Source organism: Stenotrophomonas sp. SPM (assembly GCF_003105135.1).
In the GTDB taxonomy this organism is placed as follows: domain Bacteria; phylum Pseudomonadota; class Gammaproteobacteria; order Xanthomonadales; family Xanthomonadaceae; genus Stenotrophomonas.
Window position 1 is genome coordinate 1 of record NZ_QETL01000001.1, and the last position, 26478, is coordinate 26478.

A 26478-nucleotide genomic window follows, 5' to 3' on the forward strand; every position below is an offset into this window, starting at 1 on the left:
TGGCTTTGCCAAGGGCTCTGACCCCATCAAGCCTCATCGTTCCATCCATGCGTGCAATAGCCACTTGCGCACAGGAACCACAGGTCTAGAATGCGCCCCATGAACCGGATGCCGCTCCTGAAGTTTTTCACCCTGACCCGCGCAAGCGCGGAACGGGCGTGTCTGCCTGGAGTGCCACGGGGCCGTTGATCCGGCCATCGATGGACCATCCACAGAGCGCCCTTCGGGGCGCTCTTTTTGTTTCCGCCATTTCATTCCACCCGTAACACCGAGGAGAACGTGCCATGCACCAGATCGCCGATACCGAACGCTAGCCGCGCGCCCTGTCGCCAACCGGGGTGCGCGGCCCCTGAAGTTGGCTTTGCAGGAACCTATCTCATGAACACCCACGTCCTTTCCCGCCGTCGCAACCTCGGCATCATTGCCCACATCGACGCCGGTAAAACCACGCTGACCGAACGCCTGCTGTGGAAAAGCGGCGAGATCCATCGCGTCGGCGAAGTGCACGACGGCAATGCGACCACCGATTTCTCGGCGATCGAGCGAGAACGCGGCATCACCATCGGCGCGGCCGCCGTGCAGGCGCAGTGGGCGCCGCGCGATCTGCCGCCGCATCGGCTGACCCTGATCGACACTCCCGGTCACATCGACTTCGCCATTGAAGTCGAGCGTTCGCTGCGCGTGCTCGACGGTGCCGTGGCCGTGTTCTCGGCCGTCGACGGCGTGCAGCCGCAGTCGGAAACCGTGTGGCGCCAGGCGCGCCGGCATCGCGTGCCGCTCATTGCCTTCGTCAACAAGATGGACCGCGTCGGCGCATCGTTTGAGCGTGTGCTGGAGCAGCTGCAGGACAAGCTGCAGGCGCGGCCGTGGGCGCTGGGTGTGCCGTTGGGCAGCGAGAGCGACTTCCATGGCTGGGTCGACCTGGTCGACGAGCGCGTGCTGCGCTGGCAGGACGGCGCTGCGGCGTCCATCACCCCCTGGGGCGAAGGCGAGCGCGTGCAGTGGCAGGCGCAGCGTCAGGCGCTGATCGAGGCCGTGGCCGACCATGACGACGTGCTGGCCACGGCGTGGCTGGAGGGTGCGGCGATCGATGCGGCGATGCTGCGCGCGGCGATCCGCCGGGCCACGCTGGCCGGTGCCGGCGTGCCGGTGCTGGCGGGCGCGGCTTTCAAGGACAAAGGCATCGAAACGCTGCTGGACGCGGTGGTCGATTACCTGCCGTCGCCGCTGGATCGCCCGGCTGTCACTGCCGAAGCGGAACACGCTGAGGTGTCGCTGCCGCCGGACCCGGACGGTCCGCTGGCGGGCCTGCTGTTCAAGATCACCCACCAGCAGCACGGCGCATTGAGCTTCGTACGGCTGTACTCGGGCACCTTGAAGGTGGGCGATGCCATTGCCAGTTCGCATCACCCGCAGGGGCGCCGCGTCAGCCGGCTGGTGCGCGTGCAGGCCGACCAGACCCACGACATCGAGCAGGCCGTGGCCGGCGATATCGTCGCGGTGCTGGGCTGGAAGGATGCCGTCAGTGGTGAAACGCTGAGCGGGCGAGGGCAGCCGTTGCGTCTGGAGAGCATCCAGTCGCAGGCGCCGGTACTGGCCTGGCGGCTGGAGCCAGCACGCGCGGCCGACCTCATCCGTATGGCGCAGGGCCTGGCCAGCCTGGCCCAGGAAGACCCGTCGTTCAAGGTGGAGACCGAGCGCGACAGTGGTGAAACCCTGGTCTGGGGCATGGGCGAGCTGCACCTGGAGGTGATGGTCGAGCGGCTGCGCAGCGAATGGAAGGTCGATGTCGGCGTGGGCGCGCCGCGCGTGGCCTACCAGGAAACGCCGTTGCGCGCGTTGTCCGGCGTGGTTGGCCGGGTCTCCAAGCAGAACGGTGGCCAGGGCCAGTTCGCCCATGTGGTGCTGGACGTGGTGCCGCGCGACGACGACCAGGTCGTGTTCAACGACCGCATCGTCGGTGGCGTGGTGCCGCGCGGCTTCGTCGCTGCGGTGGAAAAGGGTGTGCGTGCGGCGCTGACGTCCGGGCCGCAGGGGCATCCGGTGGTGGGCATCGAGATCAGCCTGGTCGATGGGGAAACCCATGCCAAGGACTCCTCGGAGATGGCCTTCCACCGTGCCGGCGGCGAGGCGATCAAGGCCGCCCTGGTCGCGGGCGGTACGCAGCTGCTGGAGCCGGTGATGGCAGTGACGGTGCATTCGCCGTCGGCCTCGGTTGGTGATGTGGTGGGCGACCTCAACCGTCGCCACGGCCGCATCGCTCGCATCGACGACCAGGAAGGTCGTGCCGAGGTCAGTGGTTTTGCACCGCTGGCCAACCTGGTGGGGTACACCACATCGCTGCGCTCGCTCAGCCAGGGGCGCGCCAGCAGTGAAGCGCATCTGCACGGGTACGAGCCGGTGCGCGCTGCGTGATGCAAGGCAGAGGGAGTCCGTTCGCGGGCTTCCTCTTTTGTTTGAGCGTGTTTTGCGCGTGTCATGCGCATCCACGCATGGCGTGGATCTACAATGTGCGAGTGGGATGATGCGCGCCGGCCCGCGCTGCAATGCAGCAAAACTGCAGAAAAAGCTGGATTAAAGTGATGCCTCACGATAAATTGCGCACCCCCTGTTGATTTGCTGCCGATCGCACCCGCCATGCGTGATGACAACGACCCCGGAACCCTGGAGCTGACCCTGCCGCGCAAGCGCGGTCGGCCACCCAAGTTCGGGTACGCAATGAGCGATGCGCAGCGGGCTGCGCGCTACCGTGCGCGCAGGGCAGGGCAGGCCAACCACGCCGATGTGCGCTCGTGCAGCGACATGGTGCTGCTGGACAAGATCCGCGCGGCCGTCAGTGCCCGCGACACCGAGCTTGCCGGCTTCCTGGTCCACGTGCTGTGGCAACGCTACCCGCTGCAGCTGAAATAAATTCGCGTCGGGGTGGCTCTTGCCATCCGGCTTGTTGATAATGCGGGGTTCAGGTTGTTCCCGCTGGCGCGCCCGGGATGGCAGGCGTGCATGTTCGACATGGCTTTGACGATGACCACCACCAGCGACACCACCACCGAAGCTGCACAGAGCGGCGCGCCCCTGTTCTACACCCGTCCGGTGCCGCTGCAGGCCGACGTGCATGCCGATGTGCGCATCCTGCCGGGCAAGCTGGAGTTCGCTGCAGGCAGCAACTCGATCCCGCTGGTGCTCGGCGAATTCTCCCTGGCGCTGCACCACTTCCCGATTCTGTTCGCCGGCCCGACCGCCGTGCCGATGGCCGCCGTCGGCATCACCACCGAAAACCTGTTCATCACCGATGGCCTGTGGGCGGATGAGACCTACATCCCGGCCTACCTGCGTCGCCACCCCTTCATCTTCATCGATACCGGCAAGGACAATGACTTCCTGCTGGGCATCGACGAAGAGAGCCCGCGCATCGTGCGTGGCGGCGAAGAAGGCCAGCCGCTGTTCGTTGATGGCAAGGCTACCGACATGGTGCAGCAGGCGCTGGAATTCTGCGGCCAGTTCACCCGCGAGCACGAACAGACCCAGGCCTTCTCCAAGGCGCTGCTGGAAAACAATCTGCTGGTCGAACGCAACGCCACCATCCGCCTGCCCGATGGTCGTGAGTTCAACCTCAATGGCTTCTTCGTGGTGGACGTGGAGAAGTTCGTCGCGCTGCCGGACGTCACGGTCGTCGAATGGCACCGCAGCGGCTGGCTGGCTCTGATTCACCAGCACCTGATGTCGCTGGGTCGCTTCAACGACCTGACCCGTCGCCAGGCCGAGCGCAACGCAGCCTGAGTCAGGACTCTGGCGCGGCGGGAAGATCGCCGCGCCAGAGACGCAACACCCGCAGCAGCCGCTGCGCTTCGGGCCAGTGCGGGGCGGCGGCGTTGCCCACACTCCACAGTTCACCCGCCACGTCCCGCATGGCGGCGACGCCGCGCATCTGCAGGACGCCCTGCAGGCGGTGGGCATGATGACGCAGCGCCGGTGCATCCCGCGCGCCCATGGCCTGCTGCAACAACGCCATTTCCGCGCGGATGTCCTGATCGTAGTCCGCAAGCAGCTGCGTCGTCACGTCGGTTGCGGACAGCGAATCTGTGCCGCCCAGGTCGAGTGCCTTCAGCAGTGGCTCGATCTGCAGCGGCTTGACCAGTACATCATCGAATCCCGCACGCTGACAGCGCTGCAGGTACTCATCGCCGCTGTGCCCTGACAGTGCGAGCAGGCATGCCCGATTCGCCAGGTCGAGCTCCTGCGCGCGCAACTGCGTGGCGAGCGTATAGCCATCCATCGCGTCCAGTTCTATATCAAGCAGGACGACCGACGCGGGTGAGGCGGCCTGCTGGGGCCAATGGCTGCATCTGCCGTACCGGCATCGACCAGCGCCAGTGCCGCATGCATGTTAGGCGTCGCAAGAACCTGCGCCTGCGAATGGCGCGCGGCCAGCCAGTCAGGGTAGGGGTCGCCTTCTACCGCGGCCAGCTTCAGGCCGTTCAATCCGCTGGCATCGTGGGGCAGGGGAGTGCCCAGCGGGCCTGCAAATACGGTATCGCCACCGCGAAACGGGCGGGACTGGATGAGACTGGCACAGGGCAAATGCAGGTCGGTTGCCGCACCTTGCACCAGTACCAGGTCAGCCTGCCGCGTGCAGACGGCCGCGATAGCGGCGAGGGTGCTGTCATACGGCTGTTCGACGAACGATAGGCCGGATTGCTGCGCCACCAATTTCGCATAACCATGCGCAATGGTGGGCGGCACGTCCGCCTGTGCCTGCTCGGGAAATGGTCGCAGCATCGGTCCAGTTGCGACACGCACTGGCCGCTGCGGATGCCCGGATGATTGCGGGCCATCCATTGTGGCGCTGGTCAGCAGGCAGGCTGCGAGTGACGCAATCGCCAAGCGCAGCCCCATTACCGCGATCACAGCGCCTGCAACTGGGTGCGCAGCGCGTAGATTTCGGCGTCATTACGCAGGCCCAGCTTGCGTAGCGCGGCTTTCTTCTGGGTGCTGATGGTCTTGATGCTGCGGTGGCGCTGCACTGCGATTTCGGACACTGTCATGCCGTCCAGCAGTAGATGCAGCACCTCGCGTTCGTTGCGACTGAGAGGTTCACGCGTAGGCGGCAGCTTGCATCCGGGCGGAAGCCGGAACAGACCCTGGGACACCCGGATCACTGCGTCTGACAGCTCGGACAGCGGCTCGCATTTGCTCACGTAGCCGCTGATTCCAGCATCCAACAGCACATGGATGCCGGCGTTCGACGAGTGCCCGGCAAACGCGAGCAGCGGCACCCGCGGTGCGCATTCGCGTAGCTTCAGTACCAGCTCTGGGCCGGTCAGGTCGTCCAAGCCCAGGGTGATGTCGATGATGGCCACGTCCACCGGGTGATTCATCAGGTACTGCAGCAGTGGCGTGCTGTGGCCATGGCTGGCGACGATCCTGAAGCGCGTATCGGTGCCGAGGTGCATGCCGACCCCTCGTCGGACGACATCATGATCGTCGAGCAGTGCCAGTCGAAGGCGACGCGGTGCAGGATATCCATTCATGCGCAGGGAGGTGATCGTCGCCCAGAGGCGTGGCGCTCATTCTGGCGCTGTCATCCTGGCGGTCATCGAATTCGTACGATTTTTGCGACTATTCCTAAATGGAGGTCTGCCTGCTGGGTTTTGGGTTTTGAAATCTGGAGGTCAGGGCCTTGGATGGGCGCTCAGAATCCAAGGAATTTTTGGCTATTTATGTGACGCGTCACGGCCATTTGGTTGGACGGTCCATGAGGAGGCGACATGCGGAGCGCAATCCGGTGGCGTGTTGCGGTCCTGGCGATGGCGTTGACGTTTTCCAATGCTGGATCGGCGCAGAAGGCTCATTACGCTCTGGATGAAAAGCGCATCGAAGTTGTCGGCGTCATGGCGATCGTTCCGGGCGGTCGGACACTGGGATCCATAAGTCTGGATGATGGCCGGTGTTTTGACCTGGCGTTGCCAGATAGTGTGTTGAAGCAACGGCGGAGTTGGCAGAACACGCGCGTGATGGTAAGTGGGCCATTGATGTACTGGCCTCAGGGGTTGGTTGCCGGGCTCATGTGGATCGACATCAAGGACCGGAAGGTTGAGGGCTCAGGGTGTTCGGGGAGCATCATCTATGTGTAGGGGATCAGGAGGCTGTAGGTGCTGTCTTGGCCCACGCTGCTGAGAACATAATATACATTATGCGAAATTGTGGATGGCCCGTGTATTGTGGATGGCCCGTGTTGCGGCCTTCGTCTCCTCCGCATGGCAACGGCTGGGCCTCTGGCTCGGCTCTTGCCTCCGGGTGTTCATCGCAGACATTCTTAGTGTGCCATTGCAGAGATTTCAGATTCTGAGGTAGAAAATTTCAGTGCAACACGGTCCATTGCAGAAAATCTTGACTTGCGAGTGATGCGACGTAGAAAGTACCGACTCGCGGATGATGCAACGCAGAGATTATCGACTCACGGATGATGCAACCCAGTCGGCTTGTGCCTCAACTGGCTGACCGAGATCTGGCATCTCTGCTGGGGGGGGGGCTCCTCGGAGCTCTTGGGTGAAATTCGAGGCGCTTGGATTGAGATAGAGCATGGAGGTGACCGACGATCACCGGCGGTGGCGGCACTGTGCCAGATGTCTGCTGATCACGCCATGGCAGTACAGGCCCTGGTCGCTACCCTGCCCCATTCAGCAATTTCGCTGGTCCGGCCCCAGTGCGAGGCCCTAGTGCGTGCAGTCTGAGGGTCGGCAGGGAATCATTACGTACAGGGCCAAAAGCTGCCTAAGCGACTGAATTTCCAGGTTGATTGCTCGTCTCTCGGGCAGGTTCTACCCATCTATGGGGTCTGTTCAAGCACCTTGGCTGTGTAGCTCAGCGGCGCCACTTCCCTTTCAAGATCCAGGTGGTAATCGCCGAAGCGATTGATGTGGCTGGTCCGATAAGGCGACAGGCCGGCCAGGATCTCGGGCGTCAGTTCAATCCCCTCCTTCCTCATCTCGGCCAAGGTCCGGCTCATGCCTTCCACGTTGTGGAGGATGATCATGTTGGCCACCAGCTGGCTGTACTTGATGATCTTGCGCTGCTCGTGTTGGACGTTCTCAGCAATGATCCCCTGGCTGCCAAAGAACACCCATTTCACGAAGCCGTTGTATTCCTCGCTCTTGTTGGTGGCAGCATGGATCGTTTTGCGGATCTCATTGTCATCAATGTAGCGCAGCAAGAACAGCGTTCGAACGGCCTTGCCAAGTTCCCGGAAGGCGAAGTACAGCTTGTTCTTCCGGCTGTAGGTGCCCAGCCGGCGCAGGATCGAGGACGCGGTGATCTTGCCCAATCGGATTGAGATCACCACCCGCAGCATGTCGTGGAGATGGGTGGCGATCAGTTGCCAGTCGATGCTGTCCCCGAACAGTGCCTGGATGTTCTTATAAGCCCTACCCGGTTCGGGCCGAAAGAATGTCAGGTCCTTGATGTTCCGGATCCGGGGCATCAGCTGGATGCCCAGCATGTGGGCCAGGCCGAAGACCGGGTAGCTTTGGGCCTGCGTGTCGCCATGGACGATCTCAGGCTGGATGTCGGAAGTGTTGGCCAACAGACCGTCGAGGATGTAGATGCCCTCGTGCACGCCACAGGGAATGAAGTGGCTGAAGAGCGCCACGTATTTATCGGACACATGGTAGTAGCCGATGCCACCGTAGCCGCCGTAGCGGATGTGATACTCCGACAGCAGGTTGTCCTCGTACACGCTCCACTTCGTGCCATCAGCTGATGCGCTCTTGCCGCTGCCCCAATAGCCAGGCAGGTCGAATTTGTTGTAGGTATTGATGACCTCCACGATGGCCTTCTCAAGCACATCCTCGGTCACGTATTTCAGGTTGAGCCAAGCGACTTGGCGCCGGCTGAAGCCCTTGATCGACCGCGCCGTCTGCGTCGGCCCCAGGTTGCAGCCATAGCAAAATAGCGTGGTGATCACACGTCGGGGCAGATCTTCGACCTGGCTCTCGGTGCCGGCGATCGGGCGGAAGAAACGGTGCAGATCCAGCCATTGGCTGGCATCGATCAGGACATCGACGATGCTGGATTCTGGAAGCCGTTCGGCGATGAGGCGATCCACCGTGGTAATCGCGCTGGAGACTTCGGCGCGTTGCCCCTTCCGCAGCACCAGGCGCCCATCCAGGATGTCCGCATGTACGTTCTCCGGGAAACGCGCGTCGACCTCATCGGCCAGGGAGGTCAATTGTGCGCGCAATCCCGCCACGAAAGACTCGGCGTCGGTGGGCAGGCCTGAGACCTGGCCATAGGCTTCCAGTTCTTGGGCAAAGGTGGCTTCATCGACCAACTGCTCACGGTAGTCATCAAACCGTTCGCTGCTGGGAATGAAGAGATCTCCGGACTTAAGTTCGTCCTTGACCTGCACCAGCACGGCCAGCTCGAAGTACTTACGGTGCATCCAGCCGGCGCCGGCTGCACTGGCCCGCTTGCCGAACACGTGCTGACGCCAGAGCTTGGACATCCAGTCAAAGTCCTTTTCCGGGTCCAAACCGAGGGAGGCGACCTCGATCAGCTCACGGCGCTGGTTGCGCAGCGAGAGCACCGCTGCGATCAGCGGCTCCATGCCGGCATCGTGGCTGGTCGCCCGAAGTTTCATCAGCTCCAGCCCATTGAACAGCAGCGGCCTGACCGCGCCATAGGGCTGCAGCATGAATGGCAGGTAGTTCTTCCCGGCGTAGGCCATATGTTCTTCGCATTCGGCCAGCAAGGTCGACACTTCCGCTTCCAGGCTGTTGTCGATGGCATCCACGCGCTGACTATCGCTGCCGTCGAGCTGATAGGCCTGCAGGATCTCCTTGAGCTGGCCGATGAGGAAGTCGGCCCGCTTGGCATGTTCGAGCTGGTAGGCCAGCAGCTTCTGCTGGGCCGTGTTCTCCAGCCCGCGCACCTGCTTGATGAACAACTCGGCTGCATCATCGAGTGTTTTGGCATGCTGGGCGCGAATGAAGATGGTGGCCAGCGCATAGCGCTTGTCCGGAGCCAGTTCGGCCAGCTCGCTGGCGTCATAGGCCCGAGCCATTGCACGGAACTGCTTGAGCTTGGGCACCGGCACATCAATGGGAGGCAGCTGGTCGGCCAACTGCTGCAGCATGCGGATGTGCTGCAGGTAGAACCGAACTTCCTTGTTGGTGGGCCGGCCGGGCTCGCGCTTGAGTGATTGCCAGCCGGTGAACCTGGACCCTTCCGGTGCGCGCAGCAGTTCGTCGATGAGCGTGCGCGTGGCGGGCGTCAGCGCGTGGCTGATACTGCGGTAGTAGCCCAGGTTGACCCGCTCGCGGGCACCGATGGCGGCCAGCTCCAGGGTGCGGAAGCCGGGCAGTTCGTAGCGATGGTGCACCAGCTCTTCGAGCAGGACGTTCACGATGTCCGGGATGGTGTGCTTGGTCTGGGCTGCTCCGGTGGCCACGGTGTCCAGCCAAGCCAAGCCCGATTTATCCAGGGGACGTACCCCGATGAATTGCCGAAGCTGCGGCATATGCCGGCGCTGGCTGCCGGAAGCGTCGTAGCGTTCGAGCTGGTCGGTGTCCAATACGCGCCCGAGTCGGGCGGCCTTGGCGATGTGCTTCCTGATCCGCTCGGGTACGTCGGCCAACACCGTGAAGTAGCCCAAGCGTTGGAAGAGCTTGAGATGAATCAGTACCGCCAGCTGCGGACCCGGCTGGGTGGTCAGCTGCTTGGCGAATGCAATCTCAGCGGCGGTCGGGGTATAGATCTCCTCCAGTTCCTTGGCGGTGGGATCAGGCTTCAGTCGCGGGTAGGCGGTCTCGTGAAGGGTAGCCATTGGATCCGGAGGGTGTGAGGGGGATCAGTCCCAGTGCCGGCCGTCGTCTGTACTGAGCGACGCTTCCAGGAAGCACTGGTGCGTATCGGCCATGCGGTGCATGTCATCGAGCAACGTGGCCAGGATTTCATCCAGATCCCTTTCGGGATCGGTGGGAGCAGTCAACTGGTACTCGCTGCTGGCGGTGTTCAGCCGCACCGCTTGGAACGGGGCCAAGCAGATCTCTTCAATTCGGCCTCGGGCCTTGGCCGCGCCGCGGCCCGTGCGGGCAAACGGGGTCAGCACCATGCGCAGGCGCAGCTGCAGGGCCGATTTGCCCTCCGGCGCCGGCAGTGCCATCGCCGGTACCGGCACGGTTGGACTGGGCAGGCTTGCTTCAATGCGGTCCCGGGCAAACGGGTCACGCCCGTCCAGGTAACGCATGGCCGACTGCACATCGCGCCAGCCCACGTACTCCATCAAGGCCTTCATGTCCCAGCCCTGGTCGTTGGCCCAGCTGGCAAAGCCGCGGCGCAGCGAATGGCTGCTGTGGAGCCCCGCATCCGCAAAGCCCGCACTGGCCAGCAGCTCGCGCAGCAGGCGCACCAGGCTGTTGGGATGGAGACCTTCGGCGCTTACCTGGCCCCATTGGTTGACTGCACGAAACACCGGCCCTTCTTGCAGGTCAGCCGCCTGCAGCCAGGTTTGGGTCGCCTCCACCGGACATAAACGCGACAGCGCCGGCACCTTGTAGGTGACGCCGGCTGCCTGCCGATCACCCTTGCTGCGTGGCAGGAAGCAGGTCATCCCCTGTCCCGGCACCAGCGTGAGATGGGCCACGTCCAGGCGCAGCAGTTCATCGCCACGGAAGCCCCGCCAGAACCCGAGCAGCACCAGCGCTCGGTCGCGTTGATGGCGCAGCACCGCGGCTCCGTCGCCCCGGGCATGTGCCGCAGCGATCGCCGCGGCCAGCCAGTCATCGAGCTCGACCAGCCGCCGAATCTGGAGCGGCGCGGCCTGCTTGACCTGGGCCGGGTGCAGGGTCTGGATGCCTTTGAGGACCTTGCGCACCAGCGGCGACCGGGTGGGATCGACAAATCCGTGGTCACGGTGCCAAGAGGCGATGGCCGCCAGGCGTTGGCGGAGGGTGCTGGCCGCCAAGGTCTGCGCATAAGCGGCCAGGTACCGGGCCACGCTGTCAGGTGTCGCTGGGAGGTGGCCTTGCCATTCAACCTCGAAGTGCCGCAGCGCCGACGCATAGCTGCGCACCGTGTTCTGGCGCGTGGCCGCATCGAGGTAGCGGTCCAGTTCGGTCACTGGCGCGTGGCCTCCACGGAGGTCGGCTGGCGCAGGGTCGACAGGATGGTGCATTCGGCCCGCTGGCCGCCATGGCAACTGGCAATCACCCGTTCCAGCTCGCTGGCCATGCGCTGCAGGTCGGCCATGCGGGCGCGCACGTCGGCCAGATGGCTGCGGGCCAACCGGTCCACGTCCCCACACGAAAGCTCCTCATCGCCGGCCAGCTGCAGCAGGCTGCGGACCTCCTCTAGGCTGAAGCCCAGGTCCCGGCCACGCGCAATGAAGCGCAGCCGCTCGATGTCGGCCGGACCATAGACCCGGTAGCCGTTGCCCGTGCGCCCCGGGCGCGGCAGCAGCCCGATTCGCTCGTAATAGCGAATCGTCTCCAAGTGGCATCCGCTGGCGTCGGCAGCCTGACTGATTTTCATTCGTAGTACGCTTGACTCCGTAGTAGCTACGGACTTTACGCTGAACCCGTATCCGCCGCCACTCCGGCCGCGGCGCTGCATGTGACGACCATGCCACTGCCCATCGCCTTGATTCGCTCCTGCCTGATTGCCTTGCTGATCGGCTGGGTTCTGCCCGCTTCTGCTCAGGGGGAGCCTGCCGCAGCAGACCTGCGCCAAACCTGGCAGATGCTCGATTACATCGCGGTCGACTACCCCGGCGCGGTCCAGGCCGGCCGCGTAATTGCCCCCAACGAATACGCCGAAATGAGCGAGTTTGCCGGCGCCGTGCGCAGTCAGCTGGCAGCATTGCCCGGTGGCCAGAACCAGCAGGAGCTGACGGCCCAGGCCGACCGCCTGGTCCAGGCGGTGGCAGAGAAGGCCGACCCGGCGCAAGTGGCAACGTTGGCGCGCGGGCTCGGCACGACGCTGTTGGCCCGCTACCCGATCGGCGCTGTTCCGGCGAGCCCGCCGAAGACCTCCCAGGCCGCGTCCATCTACAGCCAGCAGTGCGCGGCCTGTCACGGCCCCACAGGTCACGGTGATGGCCCCGCCGCGCAAGCGTTAAGTCCGCCGCCGATCGCGTTCACCGATGCCACTCGCGCCGCGCAGCGAACGCCGCTGTCGTTGTACGAGGTCATTTCCCAGGGTGTGCCGGGTACCAGCATGGTCAGCTTCTCTGGGCTGTCAGAAAGTGATCGCTGGGCGTTGGCATTCTATGTGGGCAGCTTGGGGTACTCCTCGCAAGCCAAGGCTCAAGGTGAGGCGTTATGGCGCACCAGTGCCGAGGCCCATACGCACATTCCCTCGCTCGAAGCGCTGACACGCACGCGAGAGGCCGATCTTGCCACCACGATGCCCGCCGATCAGGCAAACGCGATCATCGCCTACCTGCGTTCGCAGCCACAGGCAGTAAACGAAGCGGTACCAGGAGCCGATCGCTTTGCGGTGGCGCGGCAGCGACTGGCCGCCAGCCAGCGCGCTTACGCTGATGAGGACCTGGCTCAAGCCAAAAAGCTTGCGCTCTCGTCCTATCTGGATGGTGTAGAGCCGCTTGAACCCACGCTGGCCACGCGCAATCCGTCATTGCTGCGAGAGATCGAGACGGCCATGGCAGGCTACCGCGCGCAGCTGGATCAGCATGCGCCCGCGGCTGACGTTGCCGGGCAGGCAGCGCAAATTGCCCAGCTGTTTGATCGCGCGGACGTGGCGCTGCAGGACACCCGAATAGGCGCCAGCACCGCGTTTCTAGGCAGCTTTACCATCTTGGTACGCGAAGGACTGGAAGCGCTGCTGATCGTGATTGGTATCGTGGCGTTCTTGCGTAAAGCCGAGCGGTCTGATGTGTTGCCGTATGTGCATGCGGGTTGGATCTGCGCGTTGTTGGCAGGCGCAGCTACCTGGGCAGTGGCCACTTACTTTGTTGATATCAGCGGTGCGAACCGGGAAGTCACTGAGGGCGTCTCGGCCTTGTTCGCTGCCGCTGTCCTGCTCAGCGTAGGCATCTGGATGCACCAAAAGAGCCTTGCAGGGCGGTGGCAGGAGTACCTGCACGCCAAGCTGACGACTGCGCTGACACGGCGCTCGGCTGTTTTCCTGTTCATGCTGGCCTTTGTCGCGGTGTACCGCGAGGTGTTTGAGACGATCTTGTTCTACATCGCGATGTGGAGCGATCAGGCGTCCACCGCCATCCTCGCAGGCCTGGTGGCGGGAATCGCGGTGTTGGCTGCGGTGGCGTACTGGATGCTGCGCATGAGCAGGCGACTGCCGATTGGCCGGTTCTTTTCGATCAGCTCGATTCTCATCGCGGTGATGGCGGTCATCCTGATAGGTAAAGGCGTGGCCGCGTTGCAGGAAGCGGGCTGGATCTCTCAAACGCCGCTCGCGTTGCCGCGCATCGAATGGATCGGCCTGTATCCCACCTGGCAGTCGCTGCTGGCGCAGGTACTGGTAGGCACCGCCGCTATCGTGGGGTTCCTCGCCAATGCCCGTTCCGGTGTGCGTAGACAGCCAGGCGCAAACAAGCAATGAAACAACACAGCAGAGGACCAGGACATGAGTGATTGCGGGTGCCACCACGAAGCCAAGAACAAGGAGGAGCGGCGCATCCTCTGGATCGCCTTGGTGCTGAATGCAGCGATGGCCGTGATCGGCGGCATTGCCGGCTGGATTGCCCATTCCACCGGGCTGCTGGCTGACGCGCTGGACATGCTGTCTGACGCCACCGCCTATGCCATTGGCCTGGTCGCTATCGGGCGCACGGCGCGCTTCAAGGCCAACGCCGCGTGGGTCAGTGGCAGCGTGCTGCTGGTGCTGGGCGTAGGCGTGCTGGTCGAAGTCGGCCGCCGGGTGATGTACGGCGCCGAGCCGGTCAGCGGTTGGATGATCGGTACCGCTCTGGTCTCGCTGGCCGTGAACCTGAAGGTGCTCCGTATGCTCGCCCCCTTGAAGTCCGGCGAAGTGCATCTGCGAGCGACCTGGCTGTTTACCCGCGCCGATGTGGTGGCCAACGTTGGGGTGATTCTGGCCGGCCTGTTGGTGTGGTGGCTGGCCAGCCCCTACCCGGATTTCGTGATCGGCGCCCTGATCGGCCTGTATGTGATCAAGGAGGCTTTCGAGATCTTGGGTGATGCTCGCCGGGCGCGTGCCGACGCGCGCAAAACGCCTGCATGACAGCGCTTGGCCGGCTGAGCTGTGGCCTGCGCTGGCTGCTGCTGGCGCACTTGGCCGTGGGCCTTGTGACGCAGCCGGTGCTGGCAGTGGTTGGCGAGCTCCATGCTCAAACCCATCTGGCCGCGGCCGACCATGACCCGGCAGTGGCATCACCAGCTTCCGAGCGTGGCGTAGACGCCGCGCTGCACCGGCTACAGCAGCTGGTGCTGTGCTGTAGCCAGGCCGCGCCGGCTCCAGAAATAGTGTTGGCCATTGCTCATATCGGCCGGCATTGGCCGTCGGCGACAGCCCATGCGGACAGATATCGGCATGAGCACCTGCTCGCGCCGTTCCGGCCGCCGATCGCAGGGTGATGCGCGCCGGCGTGCGCCGGATCCCTGTTGGCTATCGAAAATTCTGGAGTACTTCATGCATGTGCGATTGGCGGCCCTGGCCGCGTGGCTACTGTTGAGCGCGGCGGCAACGCCGGCGACAGCAGAAGAGCTGATGACCTTGGACGACGCGTTTGCACGCGTGGCCCAAACCCACCCCGAGCTGCGCCTGGTCGATGCGCGGGCCACCGTGCTTGCGGCCGAGCGGGACCAGGCTGTGCAGCGGCCACCGTGGACGTTGGGGGCGGAGGTTGAAAATGCGCTGGGCACGGGCGCGGCCCGTGGCCTGGACAGCGCGGAGTTGACCTTGAGCCTGAGCTCGGTCCTGGAGCGCGGCGGCAAGCTCGACGCCCGCCGCACCTTGGCCCAAAGCCGGATTGATGCACTGGCCGTGCAGCGCGAGACCGGGCGGCTGGACCTGCTCGCCGAGACGGCGCAGCGCTATTTGGCCGTTGTCGGTGCCGACCGGCAACGTAGCCTGGCGAACATGGATGTCGGCCAGCGCCAGCGGACCGTCGCCGCTGCCCGGCAGCGCCTGCAGGCTGGCGCGTCTCCCGAATCGGTGGTGCTCACCGCACAAGCAGCACTGGCGCGAGCAGAATTGACCCGTGATCGGGCCGAGCAGCAGCGCATTGCCGCCCGACAGCACCTTGCTGCCCTCTGGGGCGAACGTGCTCCGAGCTTCGAGGTGGCCGCGGCCGATCCCATGGCCCTGCCGGCGATCGCGTCCATGCAGTCGCTGGCCGAGGAATTGGAGCGCACTCCCGAGTTGGCGCAGTTTGTCGATGCCCGCCGGATCGCGCAGGCACGACTGCAGCTGGCGCGTTCGGCGGCCTCGCCGGACCTGTCCTGGCAGCTCGGTGTGCGCCGCCTGCAGGAGACCGACGACACCGCGCTGGTGGCCAGCCTGTCCATGCCGCTGGGCAGCCGCAGCCGCGCACAGCCGGAGATCCGCGCCGGCGAAGCCGAACTGGAGGTCCTGACGATCGAGCGTGAGGCCAAGGGCCTGTCGCTGTACTCCACGCTGGTCGAGGCCCACGGCCGCTATACCGTGGCGCAGGCCGAGGTGGCGCGGCTGCAAGGCGACGTGCTGCCGAAGCTGGCCCGGGCCGAGCAGGCTGCCGAGCGCGCCTATCGCGCCGGCGCGATCAGCTACCTGGAATGGGCACAGTTGCAATCCGAACGCACGGCCATGGCCCAGCAGCAGCTGGACGTGGCGCTCGATGCGCAGCGCGCCCTGATCGAAATTCAACGACTGACCGGCCAGGCGCTTGTAACGCCGCCGGCGGCCACTTCCATTGGAGAGACCCCATGAATCGCTTTTCCTGGACCGCACTGGGCATGGCCCTGATGCTGGCCGCCTGCAACGCGTCGGCCCCCAACGAAGCCTCTGAGGGCGCCGCCGCCGCTGAGGGCGAAGAGCACGGCGAGCACGAGGAAGCGCCGCTGGAAACCAAGATCGCCGCCAAAGCTGCGCAGGCGGCGGGTATCCAGGTCGCGCCGGCGGGTCCAGGTGAGATTGCTGACGAGCATGAGGTGCAAGGGCTGCTGACCCCGATCGATGGGCGCATCGCGCAGGTCACTGCACGCTTCCCCGGACCGGTCCGTTCTGTGCGAGCGGGCGTGGGTGATCAGGTGCGTGCCGGCCAGGCACTGGCAACCGTGGAGAGCAACCTGAGTCTGACCACCTACACCGTCACCGCGCCGATCAATGGCGTGGTCATGGCGCGTACGGCCGCTGTGGGCATGGCGGCCGCTGAGGGCGCACCGCTGTTCGAGGTCGCCGATCTTTCCACGCTGTGGGTGGACCTGCACATCTTCGGCGCCGACGTCCAGCACATCGGTGCCGGCGTACCGGTGACGGTCACCCGCTTGAGCGATGGCGTCACGGCGCAAACCACCTTGGAGCGCGTCCTGCCCGGCACTGCCACCGCCAGCCAAAGCACCATTGCGCGCGCCACGGTGGCCAACACCGATGGCCTGTGGCGGCCGGGTTCGGCGGTCAAAGCGCGGGTCACCGTGGATCGCCAATCGGCGGCGCTGGTAGTGCCGATCACCGCGCTGCAAACCGCAGAAGACCAGGACGTGGTCTACGTGCAGCAGGGCGAGACCTACCATACCCGGCCGGTCAAGCTGGGGCGCCGCGACGCCGAACGCGCCGAAGTGCTGGAAGGCCTCAAGGCCGGTGAACAGGTGGTGGTGGCCCAGAGCTTCCTGATCAAGGCCGACATCGAAAAGTCCACCGTGGAAGAGGAATGAGGCCCGCCATGCTCGAACGCCTCATTGGGCTGTCCATTCGCCATCGCTGGCTGACCCTGGTGCTCACCGCTGCGCTGGTTGCGCTGGGCGTGTGGAGCTACCGTCACCTTTCCATCGACGCCACACCGGACATCACCAACGTCCAGGTCCAGATCAACACCCAGGCCCCGGGTTACTCGCCGCTGGAGGCCGAGCAACGGGTCACCTTCGCCATCGAAACGGCCATGGCCGGCCTACCCAAGCTGGACTACAGCCGCTCGCTGTCGCGCTACGGTCTTTCGCAGGTCACCGTGGTGTTCAAGGACGGCACCGACTTGTACTTTGCCCGCCAGCAAGTCGCCGAGCGCCTGCAGCAGATCGCCTCCCAGCTGCCCGAAGGGTTGGACCCGGAAATGGGGCCAATCTCCACCGGGCTGGGCGAGATCTTCATGTACACCGTGGAGGCCGAGCCCAACGCTCGCAAGCCCGACGGCACCCCGTACACGGCCACGGACCTGCGCACCCTGCAGGACTGGGTGATCCGGCCGCAGCTGCGCACCACGCCCGGCGTCACCGAGGTCAACACCATCGGCGGCTTCGAGCGGCAGATCCACATCACTCCCGATCCGGCCCAGTTGGTGGCGCTGGGCTTCACGTTGAACGACGTGGTCGCGGCGGTCATGCGCAACAACCAGAACATTGGTGCCGGCTACATCGAGCGCAACGGACAGCAGTTCCTGGTGCGCGTGCCGGGCCAGCTAGCCAATCTGGAGGCGATCGGCAACATCGTGCTGGACCGCCGCGACGGCGTGCCCATCCGGGTGCGCGATGTCGCCAGCGTGGGCGAAGGCAAGGAGTTGCGCACGGGCGCGGCCACCCAGAATGGCCATGAGGTCGTGGTGGGTACCGCCTTCATGCTGTTTGGCGCCAACAGCCGGGAAGTCTCCCAGGCGGCCGCGGCCAAGCTGGACGCTGCCAACGCCAGTTTGCCTGCCGGTGTACATGCCAAGGCCGTCTATGACCGCACCGCGCTGGTGGACCGCACCATCGGCACGGTGTCCAAGAACCTGATCGAGGGCGCGCTGCTGGTGGTGGTGGTGCTGTTCCTGCTGCTAGGCAATGTGCGCGCCTCGTTGATCACTGCGGCGGTGATTCCGTTGGCGATGCTGTTCACCATCATCGGCATGGTGCGTGGTGGCGTGTCCGGCAACCTGATGAGCCTTGGCGCGCTGGACTTCGGCCTGATCGTGGATGGGGCGGTGATCATCATCGAGAACTGTCTGCGCCGATTCGGGGAGGCGCAGCACGCGCTGGGCCGCCAGCTCAACGATGAAGAGCGCTATGACCTGACCGCCTCGGCCACGGCTGAGGTGATCCGTCCCAGCCTGTTTGGCCTGGGCATCATCGCGGCGGTCTACCTGCCGATCTTCGCCCTGTCCGGGGTGGAAGGGAAAATGTTCCACCCGATGGCGATCACGGTGGTTCTGGCTCTGACCGGTGCCATGGTGTTGTCGCTGACCTTCGTGCCGGCGGCGATTGCCACCTTCCTGCGCGGCCGCGTGGCGGAGCACGACAACCGCCTGATGCGCTGGTCGCGCGCCCGATACACGCCACTGCTGGATTGGGCGCTGCGGCGCCGGGTCGTGGTGCTGGCAGGCGCGGCCGTGCTGGTGGTGGGCTGTGGCGTGGCGGCCACCCGATTGGGCTCGGAGTTCGTGCCGAGCCTGGATGAGGGCGACATCACCTTGCAGCCCATGCGTATCCCCGGCACCAGCCTGGAGCAGTCGGTGGCCATGCAGGAAACGCTGGAGAAGCGCCTGGCCCAGTTCCCGGAGGTGGCCAACATCTTCTCCAAGATCGGCACCGCCGAGGTGGCCACCGACCCGATGTCGCCGTCGATGGCCGACACCTTCCTCATGCTCAAGCCCCGCGACCAGTGGCCCGATCCGCGCAAGCCCAAGGCCGAGCTGGTGGAAGAGCTGGAGGCGGCGGCCAAGGAAATTCCGGGCAGCAACTACGAGTTCACCCAGCCCATCCAGATGCGCACCAACGAGTTGATCTCCGGCGTCCGTTCGGACGTGGCGGTCAAGGTCTACGGCGACAACCTGGACCAGCTGACGCGCCTTGCCAGTAGGGTTGAGCGGGTCATGCGTAGCGTCCCCGGCGCCGAAGACGTCAAGGCCGAGCAGGTCTCCGGACTGCCGCTGTTGACCATCACGCCAGATCCGGCGGCATTGGCACGGTATGGCCTGAACCCGGGCGATGTGCAGGAAACGGTGGCCACCGCCATTGGCGGCAGTGTCGCCGGCCAGTTGATCGAGGGCGACCGACGCTTCGACCTGGTGGTGCGCCTGCCGGAATCGCAGCGCCAAGACCCCGCCGTGCTGGCAGATCTGCCCATTCCGCTGCCGGCAAGCACCAGTGTCGATGAGTCCAGCCGTCTGGCCGCCGGCGCCAATGGCGGGCCGCGTACGGTGCCACTGCGGGAAGTGGCGAAGATCCAGGTGGAGCGCGGGCCCAATCAGATCAATCGCGAGAACGGCAAGCGGCGCGTGGTGATCACAGCCAACGTGCGCGAACGCGATCTAGGTGGGTTTGTCGGCGAGCTGCGCACGCGCATCGGCCAGGATGTCACGCTTCCAGAGGGTTACTGGATCGATTACGGCGGTACCTTCGAGCAGCTGATCTCGGCCACTCAACGCCTCGGCGTGGTCGTTCCGGTGACACTGGCGTTGATCTTCGCTCTGCTGTTCATGGCCTTCGGGTCGGCCAAGGATGCGACCATCGTGTTCAGTGGCGTGCCACTGGCGCTGACCGGCGGTGTGCTGGCACTGGCCCTGCGCGGGATTCCGCTGTCGATCTCTGCCGGCGTGGGCTTCATCGCGCTCTCGGGCGTGGCCGTGCTCAACGGGCTGGTCATGATCGCCTTCATCCGCCGCCTGCGTGAGCAAGGCGATCCGCTGGACGACGCTGTGCGCGACGGCGCCCTTGGCCGCCTGCGACCGGTGCTGATGACCGCTCTGGTAGCCTCGCTGGGCTTCCTGCCCATGGCCTTGAATGTCGGTGCTGGCTCGGAGGTGCAGCGGCCGCTGGCCACCGTCGTCATCGGCGGCATCGTCTCATCCACCGCATTGACCTTGTTGGTGCTGCCGGTGCTCTATCGTTGGCTGCATCGCGAGCGAGCTCCCCGTGCCGGTCGCACTGCCTTGGAGTCCTCGACATCATGAACGAGATCAACATGGAACAGGTCCGCGCGGCGATGTTTACCGACCCGGGCGTGAAGGCGGTAGACGATCTACGCCTGGTCCCCGGCAAAGAACATGGCCGTGCGATCGCGGCCACCATCACCGTCGCTGCGCCCTCGGTCGACCTGGACCTGGTGCATGCGGTGACCGCCCGCGTGCTGGCCGACCAATTCGGCATCGATCAAGTCATGCTGTGCTTCAACGACCCAGGACCGGTGTCGCCGCCACCCACTGCGGCACCCTTGAAAAAGATGTGATCGCTGCCGGCGACCATGTGCGCCGACAGCGTCATTGAGCGAGCGGCAGCCAGATCCAGAGGGCGACGAGCGTGGCCAACAGAACGGGGGGCGTGAGGATCAGCCCCACCTTCATGTACTGCCCCCACGTTATCCGTTGGCCCTTGCCGGCAAGGACGTGCAGCCACAGCAGGGTCGCGAGCGACCCAATCGGAGTGAGCTTGGGGCCAAGGTCATTGCCCACGACGTTGGCATAGATCATCAATTCGCGGGTGGCGGCCGGAAGATTGGCCCCGTCGATGGCCAGTGCGCCCACCAGCGTCGCCGGCATGTTGTTCATGATCGAAGCGAGGCCCGCCACTGCGAAGCCGGTGCCGATCGTGGCCACAAAGGTTCCCTGCGCCGCCAGCCACTCAAGCACCGCACTTGCACCCTTTGTCAGCCAGGCGTTGCCAAGCCCATAAACCACCAGATACATGCCAACCGAGAACAGCACGATCTGCCAGGGCGCACCACGCAGAATCTTGGTCACGGCCATGGTGGCGCCTCGGCCGCCTGTCGCCCAGCGACCCGCAATTGCCATCAGCACCAGCGCAGCCACACCCGTCACCAAGGCGATCGGGACGCCCAAAGGCCCGGTCACGAAGTAGGCAAGGAGCAGTGATGCGAGCAGGGGCAAGGCGGCGCGGAAGACCGCCTTGTCGCGGATCGCCTCATGCGGCGCTTCAAGATCGTGGACCGGGTAGTTGCGGGGAATGTCGCGGCGGAACCAGAGCCACAGGACGATCAGCGTGGCGCCGACCGACACCATATTCACCGGCACCATGACCCCTGCGTAGCGCCCGAACGAGACGTCAAAAAAGTTCGCGGTGACGATGTTGACCAAGTTCGAGACAACCAGCGGCAGGCTGGCCGTATCAGCGATGAAACCGCAGGCCACAGTAAACGCGAGCGCACTCGCGGGCGGGAAGTTCAAGCGCAACAGAATGGCAAGAACAATCGGCGTCAGCAGGAGAGCCGCGCCATCGTTGGCGAACACTGCCGCGATCGCAGCGCCAAGCAAGACGATCAGCGGAAAGAGCTTCCGACCATTGCCGCCGCCCCAGCGGGCCACATGCAGGGCAGCCCATTCGAAGAAGCCGGCCGCGTCTAGGATGAGCGAGATGATGATGAGTGCGACGAAAGTGAACGTCGCATCCCAGACAATCCCCCACACCGTGGCGACGTCACCCCACCCGACGACGCCGGTGAGCAACGCTACTGCGGCGCCGGCGAGTGCCGACCAACCGATGCCGAATCCGCGCGGCTGCCAGATGACGAATACAAGGGTGACGATAAAGATCGCGAGGGCAAGCATGCAGCGCTCCGACAGGGTTAGATGGAGCGCTGATTCACGCGCTTAGACAGTTCCTCGGCGTTCTCAACGCGCTCGGAATAGCGATCGGTCAGGTAGGCTGAGCGGCCACGCACCAGCCAGGTGAACTTCACTAGCTCCTCGCATACGTCAGCGACCCGCTGATAGTAGGCCGACGGCTTCATGCGCCCCGCCTCATCAAATTCCTGGAACGCCTTGGCCACGGACGATTGGTTCGGGATCGTGACCATGCGCATCCACCGGCCGAGTACGCGCAGCTGGTTCACCGCGTTGAAGCTCTGCGAGCCGCCAGAAACCTGCATGACGGCCAGGGTCTTGCCTTGTGTCGGGCGCTTGGCACCGTCGGCCAGAGGTATCCAGTCGATCTGTGCCTTCATGATTCCGGTCATGGCGCCATGGCGCTCCGGGCTGACCCAGACCATGCCTTCCGACCAGTACGCCAGCTCGCGCAGCTCGCTGACCTTCGGATGATCCGGGGTGGCTCCGTCAGGCAGTGGCAAGTCATGCGGATCGAAGATTCGTACGTCGCAGCCGTACCAGCGCAAGAGTCGGCCGGCTTCCTCTGCCAGCAGCCGGGAATAAGAGCGTTCCCGCAGCGAGCCATAGAGGATGAGGATCCGGGGCGGGTGCCTGGGGTCGCCGGGCCCAGCTAGTGCGTCAACGTCGATCGGTGCAAGTTGCGTTGCGTCGATGCTCGGCAGATCTGCGGCAATGCGATCGATCACGTCGACGCTCCGGCTACCGTCACGGTTTCGCCGTCTTCCTTGGTGAACGAGGACACCGGGTTGTCCAGCAGCGCGAGCACCTTCTCGGACGGTCGGCATAGGGCCACGCCCCGGTTGGAAACAACGATGGGACGGTTGATAAGAATCGGGTGCGCCATCATCGCGTCTACCAGTTGTTCGTTGGTGAGCGCGGGATTATCCAAGCCCAGCTCCGCGTACGGCGTTCCCTTCTCGCGCAGGAGTTCACGCGGCGCCATGCCCATCGCGACGATCAGCTCGACCAGCTTCTCGCGCGTTGGGGGCGTCTGCAGGTATTCGATGACCACCGGGTGTTCACCGGACTGGCGCATCATTTCCAAGGTATTCCGGGACGTGCCGCAGGCAGGGTTATGGTAGATCGTCAGTGTCATCATGATCCCCTTACGCCACGTCGGGTCGCGACGATGAGGTGCCGTCGAGCTGCCCGATTTCGCCTACCTGGGCGGCCAAGCTCGTCCGGGTCAGCGTGGGGATCGGAAGTGCGACGAACGCCTTGATACGGTTTTCCATGTACACCAGCGCCTGCCGAAAGGCGGCGCGCTGCCACATGTCCCCGCGTGCTTCACGGCTCGGGTCTTGGATACCCCAATGCGCGGTAATCGGTTGTCCTGGCCACAATGGGCAGGCCTCGCCGGCAGCCTGATCGCAGACGGTAAAAACGAAATCCATCGCTGGAGCGTCTGGCACTGCGAACTCGTCCCACGCCTTGGAGCGCAGCCCCTCGACTGGGTAGTCGGCCTGACGCAGCGTTTCGATTGCCAGCGGGTGGACCTCACCCTTTGGATGGCTGCCGGCGGAAAACGCATTGAAACGGCCATCGCCGATCTTGCGAAGGACGCTCTCGGCCAGGATCGAGCGCGCTGAATTGCCGGTGCATAGGAATAGGACGTTAAACGGCTGAGGAAAGCTCATGCGCAGGTCTCCGCGGTACAAGGAGTGACGAGGTTATTGAGGGCGCCGCAGATGTCCGGATTTCCGGAACAGCAGTCCTCGGTGAGGAATTCAAGAAGCTGGCGCATGTCCTCGTAGCTTGCGGCGTATAGGACACGCCGCCCGTCGCGCCAAGAGCGCAATAGGCTCGCCCGCTCCAAGGTCGCAAGATGAAAGCTCATGCGCGGTGGCGGAATCGCGAGGGCTTCGGCGATTTCACCCGACGGCATGCCGTTGGGACCTGCTCGGACCAGCATCCTGAATGCGGCCAGGCGGTCGGAGTGGGCAAGCGCAGACAGCGCTGAGACGGCAGAGTCATCGTTCATTCGCCGATTCTACAACGATCCTTGTAGGATGCAATCATGGCGGGTGGCGGCACCTATCAAGCCACGTATTGCTTAGGCTCCGGTAACCCCGAATGCCACAAGATCCAACGCTTCTCTATGTGCTTGCGCTGGGGACATAGAGCTGATGCCCCGGCAGCGTACACACGCCGGCGTACACAAATGCCACGCTTTGCCGCGCCCGGGTAAAGGCCACGTAGTATTTCGGTGGCGCAGTGATACGCGCCGCATCTGCCGTGCGCAGGTACTGCGTCAACGGCCCGTTGGGGAAGATTAGGACCCGGGAATAGGTGCGGCCCTTGCACTGCCCGAAGTTCACCGCAGGCCGTCCGTCGCAGGCTTGCCGCCGGTCATGCCGAAGCACGGTGGGGGCAAACTCCTGCATGTACGCCGCAACATCCCCTGGAGCGACGAGGTAGATGCCATCGTGCCCGGTGACCTCGCCATTGCCTGATTGAGTCCGGGGCATCTGCGGATAGAGCGTGTCAGCCATATCGCACAGGGCCTGGATGCAGCGCAGGCTGATGAGGCGGTGATCCAGCTGGCATAAGCCATCCGACTCCCAGATCTGAAACAGCGCTGCCAGATTGGGGCCACGATACTGGCTGTGCCTTTGCGCATAGTTGGTGGCATACGTCGCTTGGCGCGTATCACCTACCAACGTAATGGCGATATCACTCTTCAGCAGCCGCTCGACAAGATCCAGATCGTAGCCGGCCAGGTCCTGGACCTCGTCGATGTAGAGCTCGTCGTACATGGCCGCCAAGCGTGCCACGACCTGACCTTGGGTCAGCTCATCGCAGCGCACAGCAAAGTCGGCCGCCCGGTCCGAATACATCCGGTTGCCTGCCAGGTAGTGGCGCGCTACCTGGGTGCGTGGGGCGCGGTTGTTGGTAACACCTTCCACGAACAGGATGGTCTCGATGCGAGGCTCAGGGCACAGCGCAGCTTGGTACGGGCGGATGCACTGGCGCAGCAGAAAGCCATACCAGCTGTGCAAGGTGACATGCGCGGGCACCGCGCCGGCGTGGACCTCAAACGAGCGCCGGATCTCTTCAAGGTTTTCCAGCGTGTAGGTGACAATCGCGATGCGGCGACCATGTCGCTCCAAGGCCTGCCGGACCAGCAGCGTGGTCTTGCCCGAGCCTGCCGCTGAGAGCAGTACCCGGTTAGGCGATGGCACGCTGGACATAGTCCGGGAACCTGATCGAGTGAGGACTGTTGAAGATCGCCAGGGCCGTATCGGTCTTATGGCCTTTCATGTACTTGAGCAGCGCCACCTCATCGGCAAACGTCTTGCCGAGCACGGTGTTGAGCTCAGCCAGCGAATTGGCTTTGATCAGCTGCTCTTCCAGCGATGGGGCGCTTTCGTCGGAATCGTAGTAGATCGCGGTGAGGTGCTCGGCATAGCGTTCCTGCACAACCGCGATGTCGCCATCGTTGTCGGTGATCACCTTGGCCTGAATTTTCAGCCGATCCGCAATCTGCAAGAAGCGTTTGAATGCCAGCGATTTGACCGAGATGATGTCCACGCCATGGGCCATCGGTGCCACGCCGTGGTGGTCGCTGTAAGCACGCTGCACGATCAGCTCATCAGATGGCCCTTCAACAAGGATCGCCTGTTTGGCTAGGATCAGCCGCAGCGTGTCGTGACCAGGCAGCTTCATGAAATAGTCGTGCGTGTCGCTCGGCAGCTGGTCCAGCTTCATCTGGCCCTGCGCACTGAACAGGATCACGTTGTCCACGCCCAGCTTGTTCAACACAAAGCTGCTGTGGGTGGCGATAATCACCTGCTGGGCGGTGGAGAGGGCCGCAATCTTGTCGATCAGCTGGGTCATGCTGGAATAGGACAGATGGTTCTCCGGCTCCTCGATCAGAAGCACGTGGGCCGCTCCGGCCGCGTGCATCGCCAGCTTCATCTTCACCGCGCTTTGCTCGCCCTTGCCGGCCTGGGTGAACGGGAGCTCATCCAGGTAAGGTGACAAGCTGGTTTCCCACGTTGAGCGCGGCGATGTGTCCACACCCACCGTCAGCGCCCGGTGGCTGATGTCCCCGGTGTGCTCGGTGAGGTACGCATTGATTGCCGCCACGTCCGCTTCTTCGGAAAAACTCTGCCGCATGCGGCGGAAGCTCAGCGACAGCGAGACACGTTGCGCAGGCGTCAATGCCTGCTCGATGATGCCGGCGATATAGCGATCAGCACCGGACAAGGTCTTGATTCCGTGCGTGTCGATGATGGTCGAGTCGAACGGAATGCTGCGAGCGGTGACGCCATTGTTGGCGAAGGAATACCAGCGCACCGTGTAGTACTCCACCGGCAGGCTGACCGCGCCCTGGTGCTGCTGCAGGTAGGCGTTAAACTCCTCGCGGTAGTCGTCGTTGAGCTCGACCAGCAGACGGATGCCGGCGGTATCCAGGCGCAGGGAGTTGTTGGTGCCACGCAACGACGCCAGCGCGGCGTCTGCGCCCAAGTAGGCTTCGATGGAGATCCGTGGCGGCGAAGCCGGCGTGCCTGCAGCAAGGGTCGCCAAATATTCCTGCACCGTGGGCTGGTGGAACAGGTAGGGCGTGAGCTCGTAGGCAAGATTGCGCCCATGCAGTTGCCCGGTGACCACCGCGTGGATGGCCTCCAGCAGGGTGGACTTGCCGACCTCGTTGTCGCCCACCACCAGGTTCATGTGCGCGTTGAGGGGCAGGTCCAGATGGCGAAACGACTTGAAGTTGTCGATGACGATACGTTCGATCGGCATGCACAGTC

General features: G+C 64.2%; 24 protein-coding genes. 11 read left to right on the forward strand and 13 right to left on the reverse strand.

Features of this window, described 5'->3' with window-relative positions; genetic code table 11:
• Positions 1-378: 378 nt before the first annotated feature.
• From fusA to DCO49_RS00015, 3 genes are all read left to right on the forward strand, one after another.
• Positions 379-2415: an elongation factor G gene (gene fusA, locus DCO49_RS00005; RefSeq protein ID WP_116862230.1), complete on the forward strand. Its 2037-nt coding sequence runs from the start codon at positions 379-381 to the stop codon at positions 2413-2415.
• 222 nt (positions 2416-2637) lie between these two features.
• The gene (locus DCO49_RS00010) at positions 2638-2910 is read left to right on the forward strand and encodes a hypothetical protein (RefSeq protein ID WP_079221882.1); all 273 of its coding nucleotides are present in this window, start codon (positions 2638-2640) and stop codon (positions 2908-2910) included.
• A 111-nt stretch (positions 2911-3021) separates the two neighbouring features.
• A complete protein-coding gene (locus DCO49_RS00015) occupies positions 3022-3777 on the forward strand; it encodes a SapC family protein (RefSeq protein WP_116862457.1) in 756 nt (251 codons plus the stop codon).
• 1 nt (position 3778) lies between these two features.
• On the opposite strand, the gene DCO49_RS00020 is transcribed toward DCO49_RS00015, so the two are convergent.
• The 3 genes from DCO49_RS00020 to DCO49_RS00030 all read right to left on the reverse strand — a co-directional run bounded on the left by DCO49_RS00020 (position 3779) and on the right by DCO49_RS00030 (position 5450).
• The gene (locus tag DCO49_RS00020; protein WP_116862231.1) at positions 3779-4273 is read right to left on the reverse strand and encodes an Hpt domain-containing protein; all 495 of its coding nucleotides are present in this window, start codon (positions 4271-4273) and stop codon (positions 3779-3781) included.
• A gap of 11 nt (positions 4274-4284) precedes the next feature.
• The gene (locus DCO49_RS20085) at positions 4285-4776 is read right to left on the reverse strand and encodes a hypothetical protein (protein WP_133249359.1); all 492 of its coding nucleotides are present in this window, start codon (positions 4774-4776) and stop codon (positions 4285-4287) included.
• A gap of 125 nt (positions 4777-4901) precedes the next feature.
• Positions 4902-5450, reverse strand: a complete 549-nt coding sequence (locus DCO49_RS00030; RefSeq protein ID WP_243402589.1) for a response regulator transcription factor — start codon at positions 5448-5450, stop codon at positions 4902-4904.
• A gap of 315 nt (positions 5451-5765) precedes the next feature.
• Between DCO49_RS00030 and DCO49_RS00035 the strand changes: the two genes are divergently transcribed.
• Positions 5766-6131: a hypothetical protein gene (locus DCO49_RS00035; protein ID WP_116862234.1), complete on the forward strand. Its 366-nt coding sequence runs from the start codon at positions 5766-5768 to the stop codon at positions 6129-6131.
• A gap of 695 nt (positions 6132-6826) precedes the next feature.
• Here DCO49_RS00035 and DCO49_RS00040 read toward each other — a convergent pair.
• Genes DCO49_RS00040 through DCO49_RS00050 form a run of 3 tightly spaced genes read right to left on the reverse strand, consistent with a single transcriptional unit; the run spans position 6827 to position 11526 of the window.
• Positions 6827-9820, reverse strand: a complete 2994-nt coding sequence (locus DCO49_RS00040; protein ID WP_064539842.1) for a Tn3 family transposase — start codon at positions 9818-9820, stop codon at positions 6827-6829.
• Positions 9821-9844: 24 nt separating this feature from the next.
• A complete protein-coding gene (locus DCO49_RS00045; protein ID WP_081275033.1) occupies positions 9845-11116 on the reverse strand; it encodes a site-specific integrase in 1272 nt (423 codons plus the stop codon).
• On the reverse strand, positions 11113-11526 hold the full coding sequence (locus DCO49_RS00050; protein WP_064539840.1) for a helix-turn-helix domain-containing protein: 414 nt from the start codon (positions 11524-11526) through the stop codon (positions 11113-11115). The genes DCO49_RS00045 and DCO49_RS00050 overlap by 4 nt, the downstream gene beginning before the upstream one ends.
• Positions 11527-11616: 90 nt before the next feature.
• Here DCO49_RS00050 and DCO49_RS00055 point away from each other — a divergent pair, with 90 nt between their 5' ends.
• The 7 genes from DCO49_RS00055 to DCO49_RS00085 are packed head-to-tail and all read left to right on the forward strand — an operon-like array spanning position 11617 to position 20328.
• A complete protein-coding gene (locus DCO49_RS00055) occupies positions 11617-13575 on the forward strand; it encodes an FTR1 family protein (RefSeq protein ID WP_116862235.1) in 1959 nt (652 codons plus the stop codon).
• A gap of 24 nt (positions 13576-13599) precedes the next feature.
• A complete protein-coding gene (locus tag DCO49_RS00060) occupies positions 13600-14217 on the forward strand; it encodes a cation transporter (RefSeq protein WP_005413376.1) in 618 nt (205 codons plus the stop codon).
• The gene (locus DCO49_RS00065) at positions 14214-14570 is read left to right on the forward strand and encodes a hypothetical protein (protein ID WP_012480228.1); all 357 of its coding nucleotides are present in this window, start codon (positions 14214-14216) and stop codon (positions 14568-14570) included. The genes DCO49_RS00060 and DCO49_RS00065 overlap by 4 nt, the downstream gene beginning before the upstream one ends.
• Positions 14571-14625: 55 nt before the next feature.
• Complete coding sequence (locus tag DCO49_RS00070; RefSeq protein ID WP_116862236.1) at positions 14626-15903, forward strand: TolC family protein; 1278 nt, start codon at positions 14626-14628, stop codon at positions 15901-15903.
• Complete coding sequence (locus tag DCO49_RS00075) at positions 15900-16847, forward strand: efflux RND transporter periplasmic adaptor subunit (protein WP_074058979.1); 948 nt, start codon at positions 15900-15902, stop codon at positions 16845-16847. The genes DCO49_RS00070 and DCO49_RS00075 overlap by 4 nt, the downstream gene beginning before the upstream one ends.
• A gap of 8 nt (positions 16848-16855) precedes the next feature.
• The gene (locus DCO49_RS00080; protein WP_074058980.1) at positions 16856-20053 is read left to right on the forward strand and encodes a CusA/CzcA family heavy metal efflux RND transporter; all 3198 of its coding nucleotides are present in this window, start codon (positions 16856-16858) and stop codon (positions 20051-20053) included.
• Entirely contained in the window at positions 20050-20328 is a 279-nt protein-coding gene (locus DCO49_RS00085; protein WP_074058981.1) for a hypothetical protein, read from the forward strand. Before DCO49_RS00080 ends, DCO49_RS00085 begins: the two co-directional genes overlap by 4 nt.
• A gap of 31 nt (positions 20329-20359) precedes the next feature.
• Here the strand turns inward: DCO49_RS00085 and DCO49_RS00090 are convergent, their stop codons facing one another.
• The 7 genes from DCO49_RS00090 to DCO49_RS00120 all read right to left on the reverse strand — a co-directional run bounded on the left by DCO49_RS00090 (position 20360) and on the right by DCO49_RS00120 (position 26470).
• Positions 20360-21664, reverse strand: coding sequence for an arsenic transporter (locus tag DCO49_RS00090; protein ID WP_074058982.1), 1305 nt, complete (start codon positions 21662-21664; stop codon positions 20360-20362).
• 17 nt (positions 21665-21681) lie between these two features.
• Positions 21682-22407, reverse strand: coding sequence for an arsenical resistance protein ArsH (gene arsH / locus DCO49_RS00095; protein ID WP_074058983.1), 726 nt, complete (start codon positions 22405-22407; stop codon positions 21682-21684).
• Positions 22404-22820, reverse strand: a complete 417-nt coding sequence (gene arsC / locus DCO49_RS00100) for an arsenate reductase (glutaredoxin) (RefSeq protein ID WP_202975289.1) — start codon at positions 22818-22820, stop codon at positions 22404-22406. The genes arsH and arsC overlap by 4 nt, the downstream gene beginning before the upstream one ends.
• Before the next feature lie 7 nt (positions 22821-22827).
• Positions 22828-23358, reverse strand: coding sequence for an arsenate reductase ArsC (locus DCO49_RS00105; protein ID WP_074058984.1), 531 nt, complete (start codon positions 23356-23358; stop codon positions 22828-22830).
• Positions 23355-23702 carry a metalloregulator ArsR/SmtB family transcription factor gene (locus DCO49_RS00110; RefSeq protein ID WP_074058985.1) on the reverse strand — a complete coding sequence of 116 codons (348 nt, stop codon included), beginning with the start codon at positions 23700-23702 and terminating at the stop codon, positions 23355-23357. Before DCO49_RS00110 ends, DCO49_RS00105 begins: the two co-directional genes overlap by 4 nt.
• 115 nt (positions 23703-23817) lie before the next feature.
• Positions 23818-24912 (reverse strand): UvrD-helicase domain-containing protein, encoded by a 1095-nt coding sequence (locus DCO49_RS00115; protein WP_074052279.1) that lies wholly within the window; start codon positions 24910-24912, stop codon positions 23818-23820.
• A complete protein-coding gene (locus tag DCO49_RS00120; RefSeq protein WP_074058986.1) occupies positions 24890-26470 on the reverse strand; it encodes an AAA family ATPase in 1581 nt (526 codons plus the stop codon). Before DCO49_RS00120 ends, DCO49_RS00115 begins: the two co-directional genes overlap by 23 nt.
• Between the last annotated feature and the right edge of the window lie 8 nt (positions 26471-26478).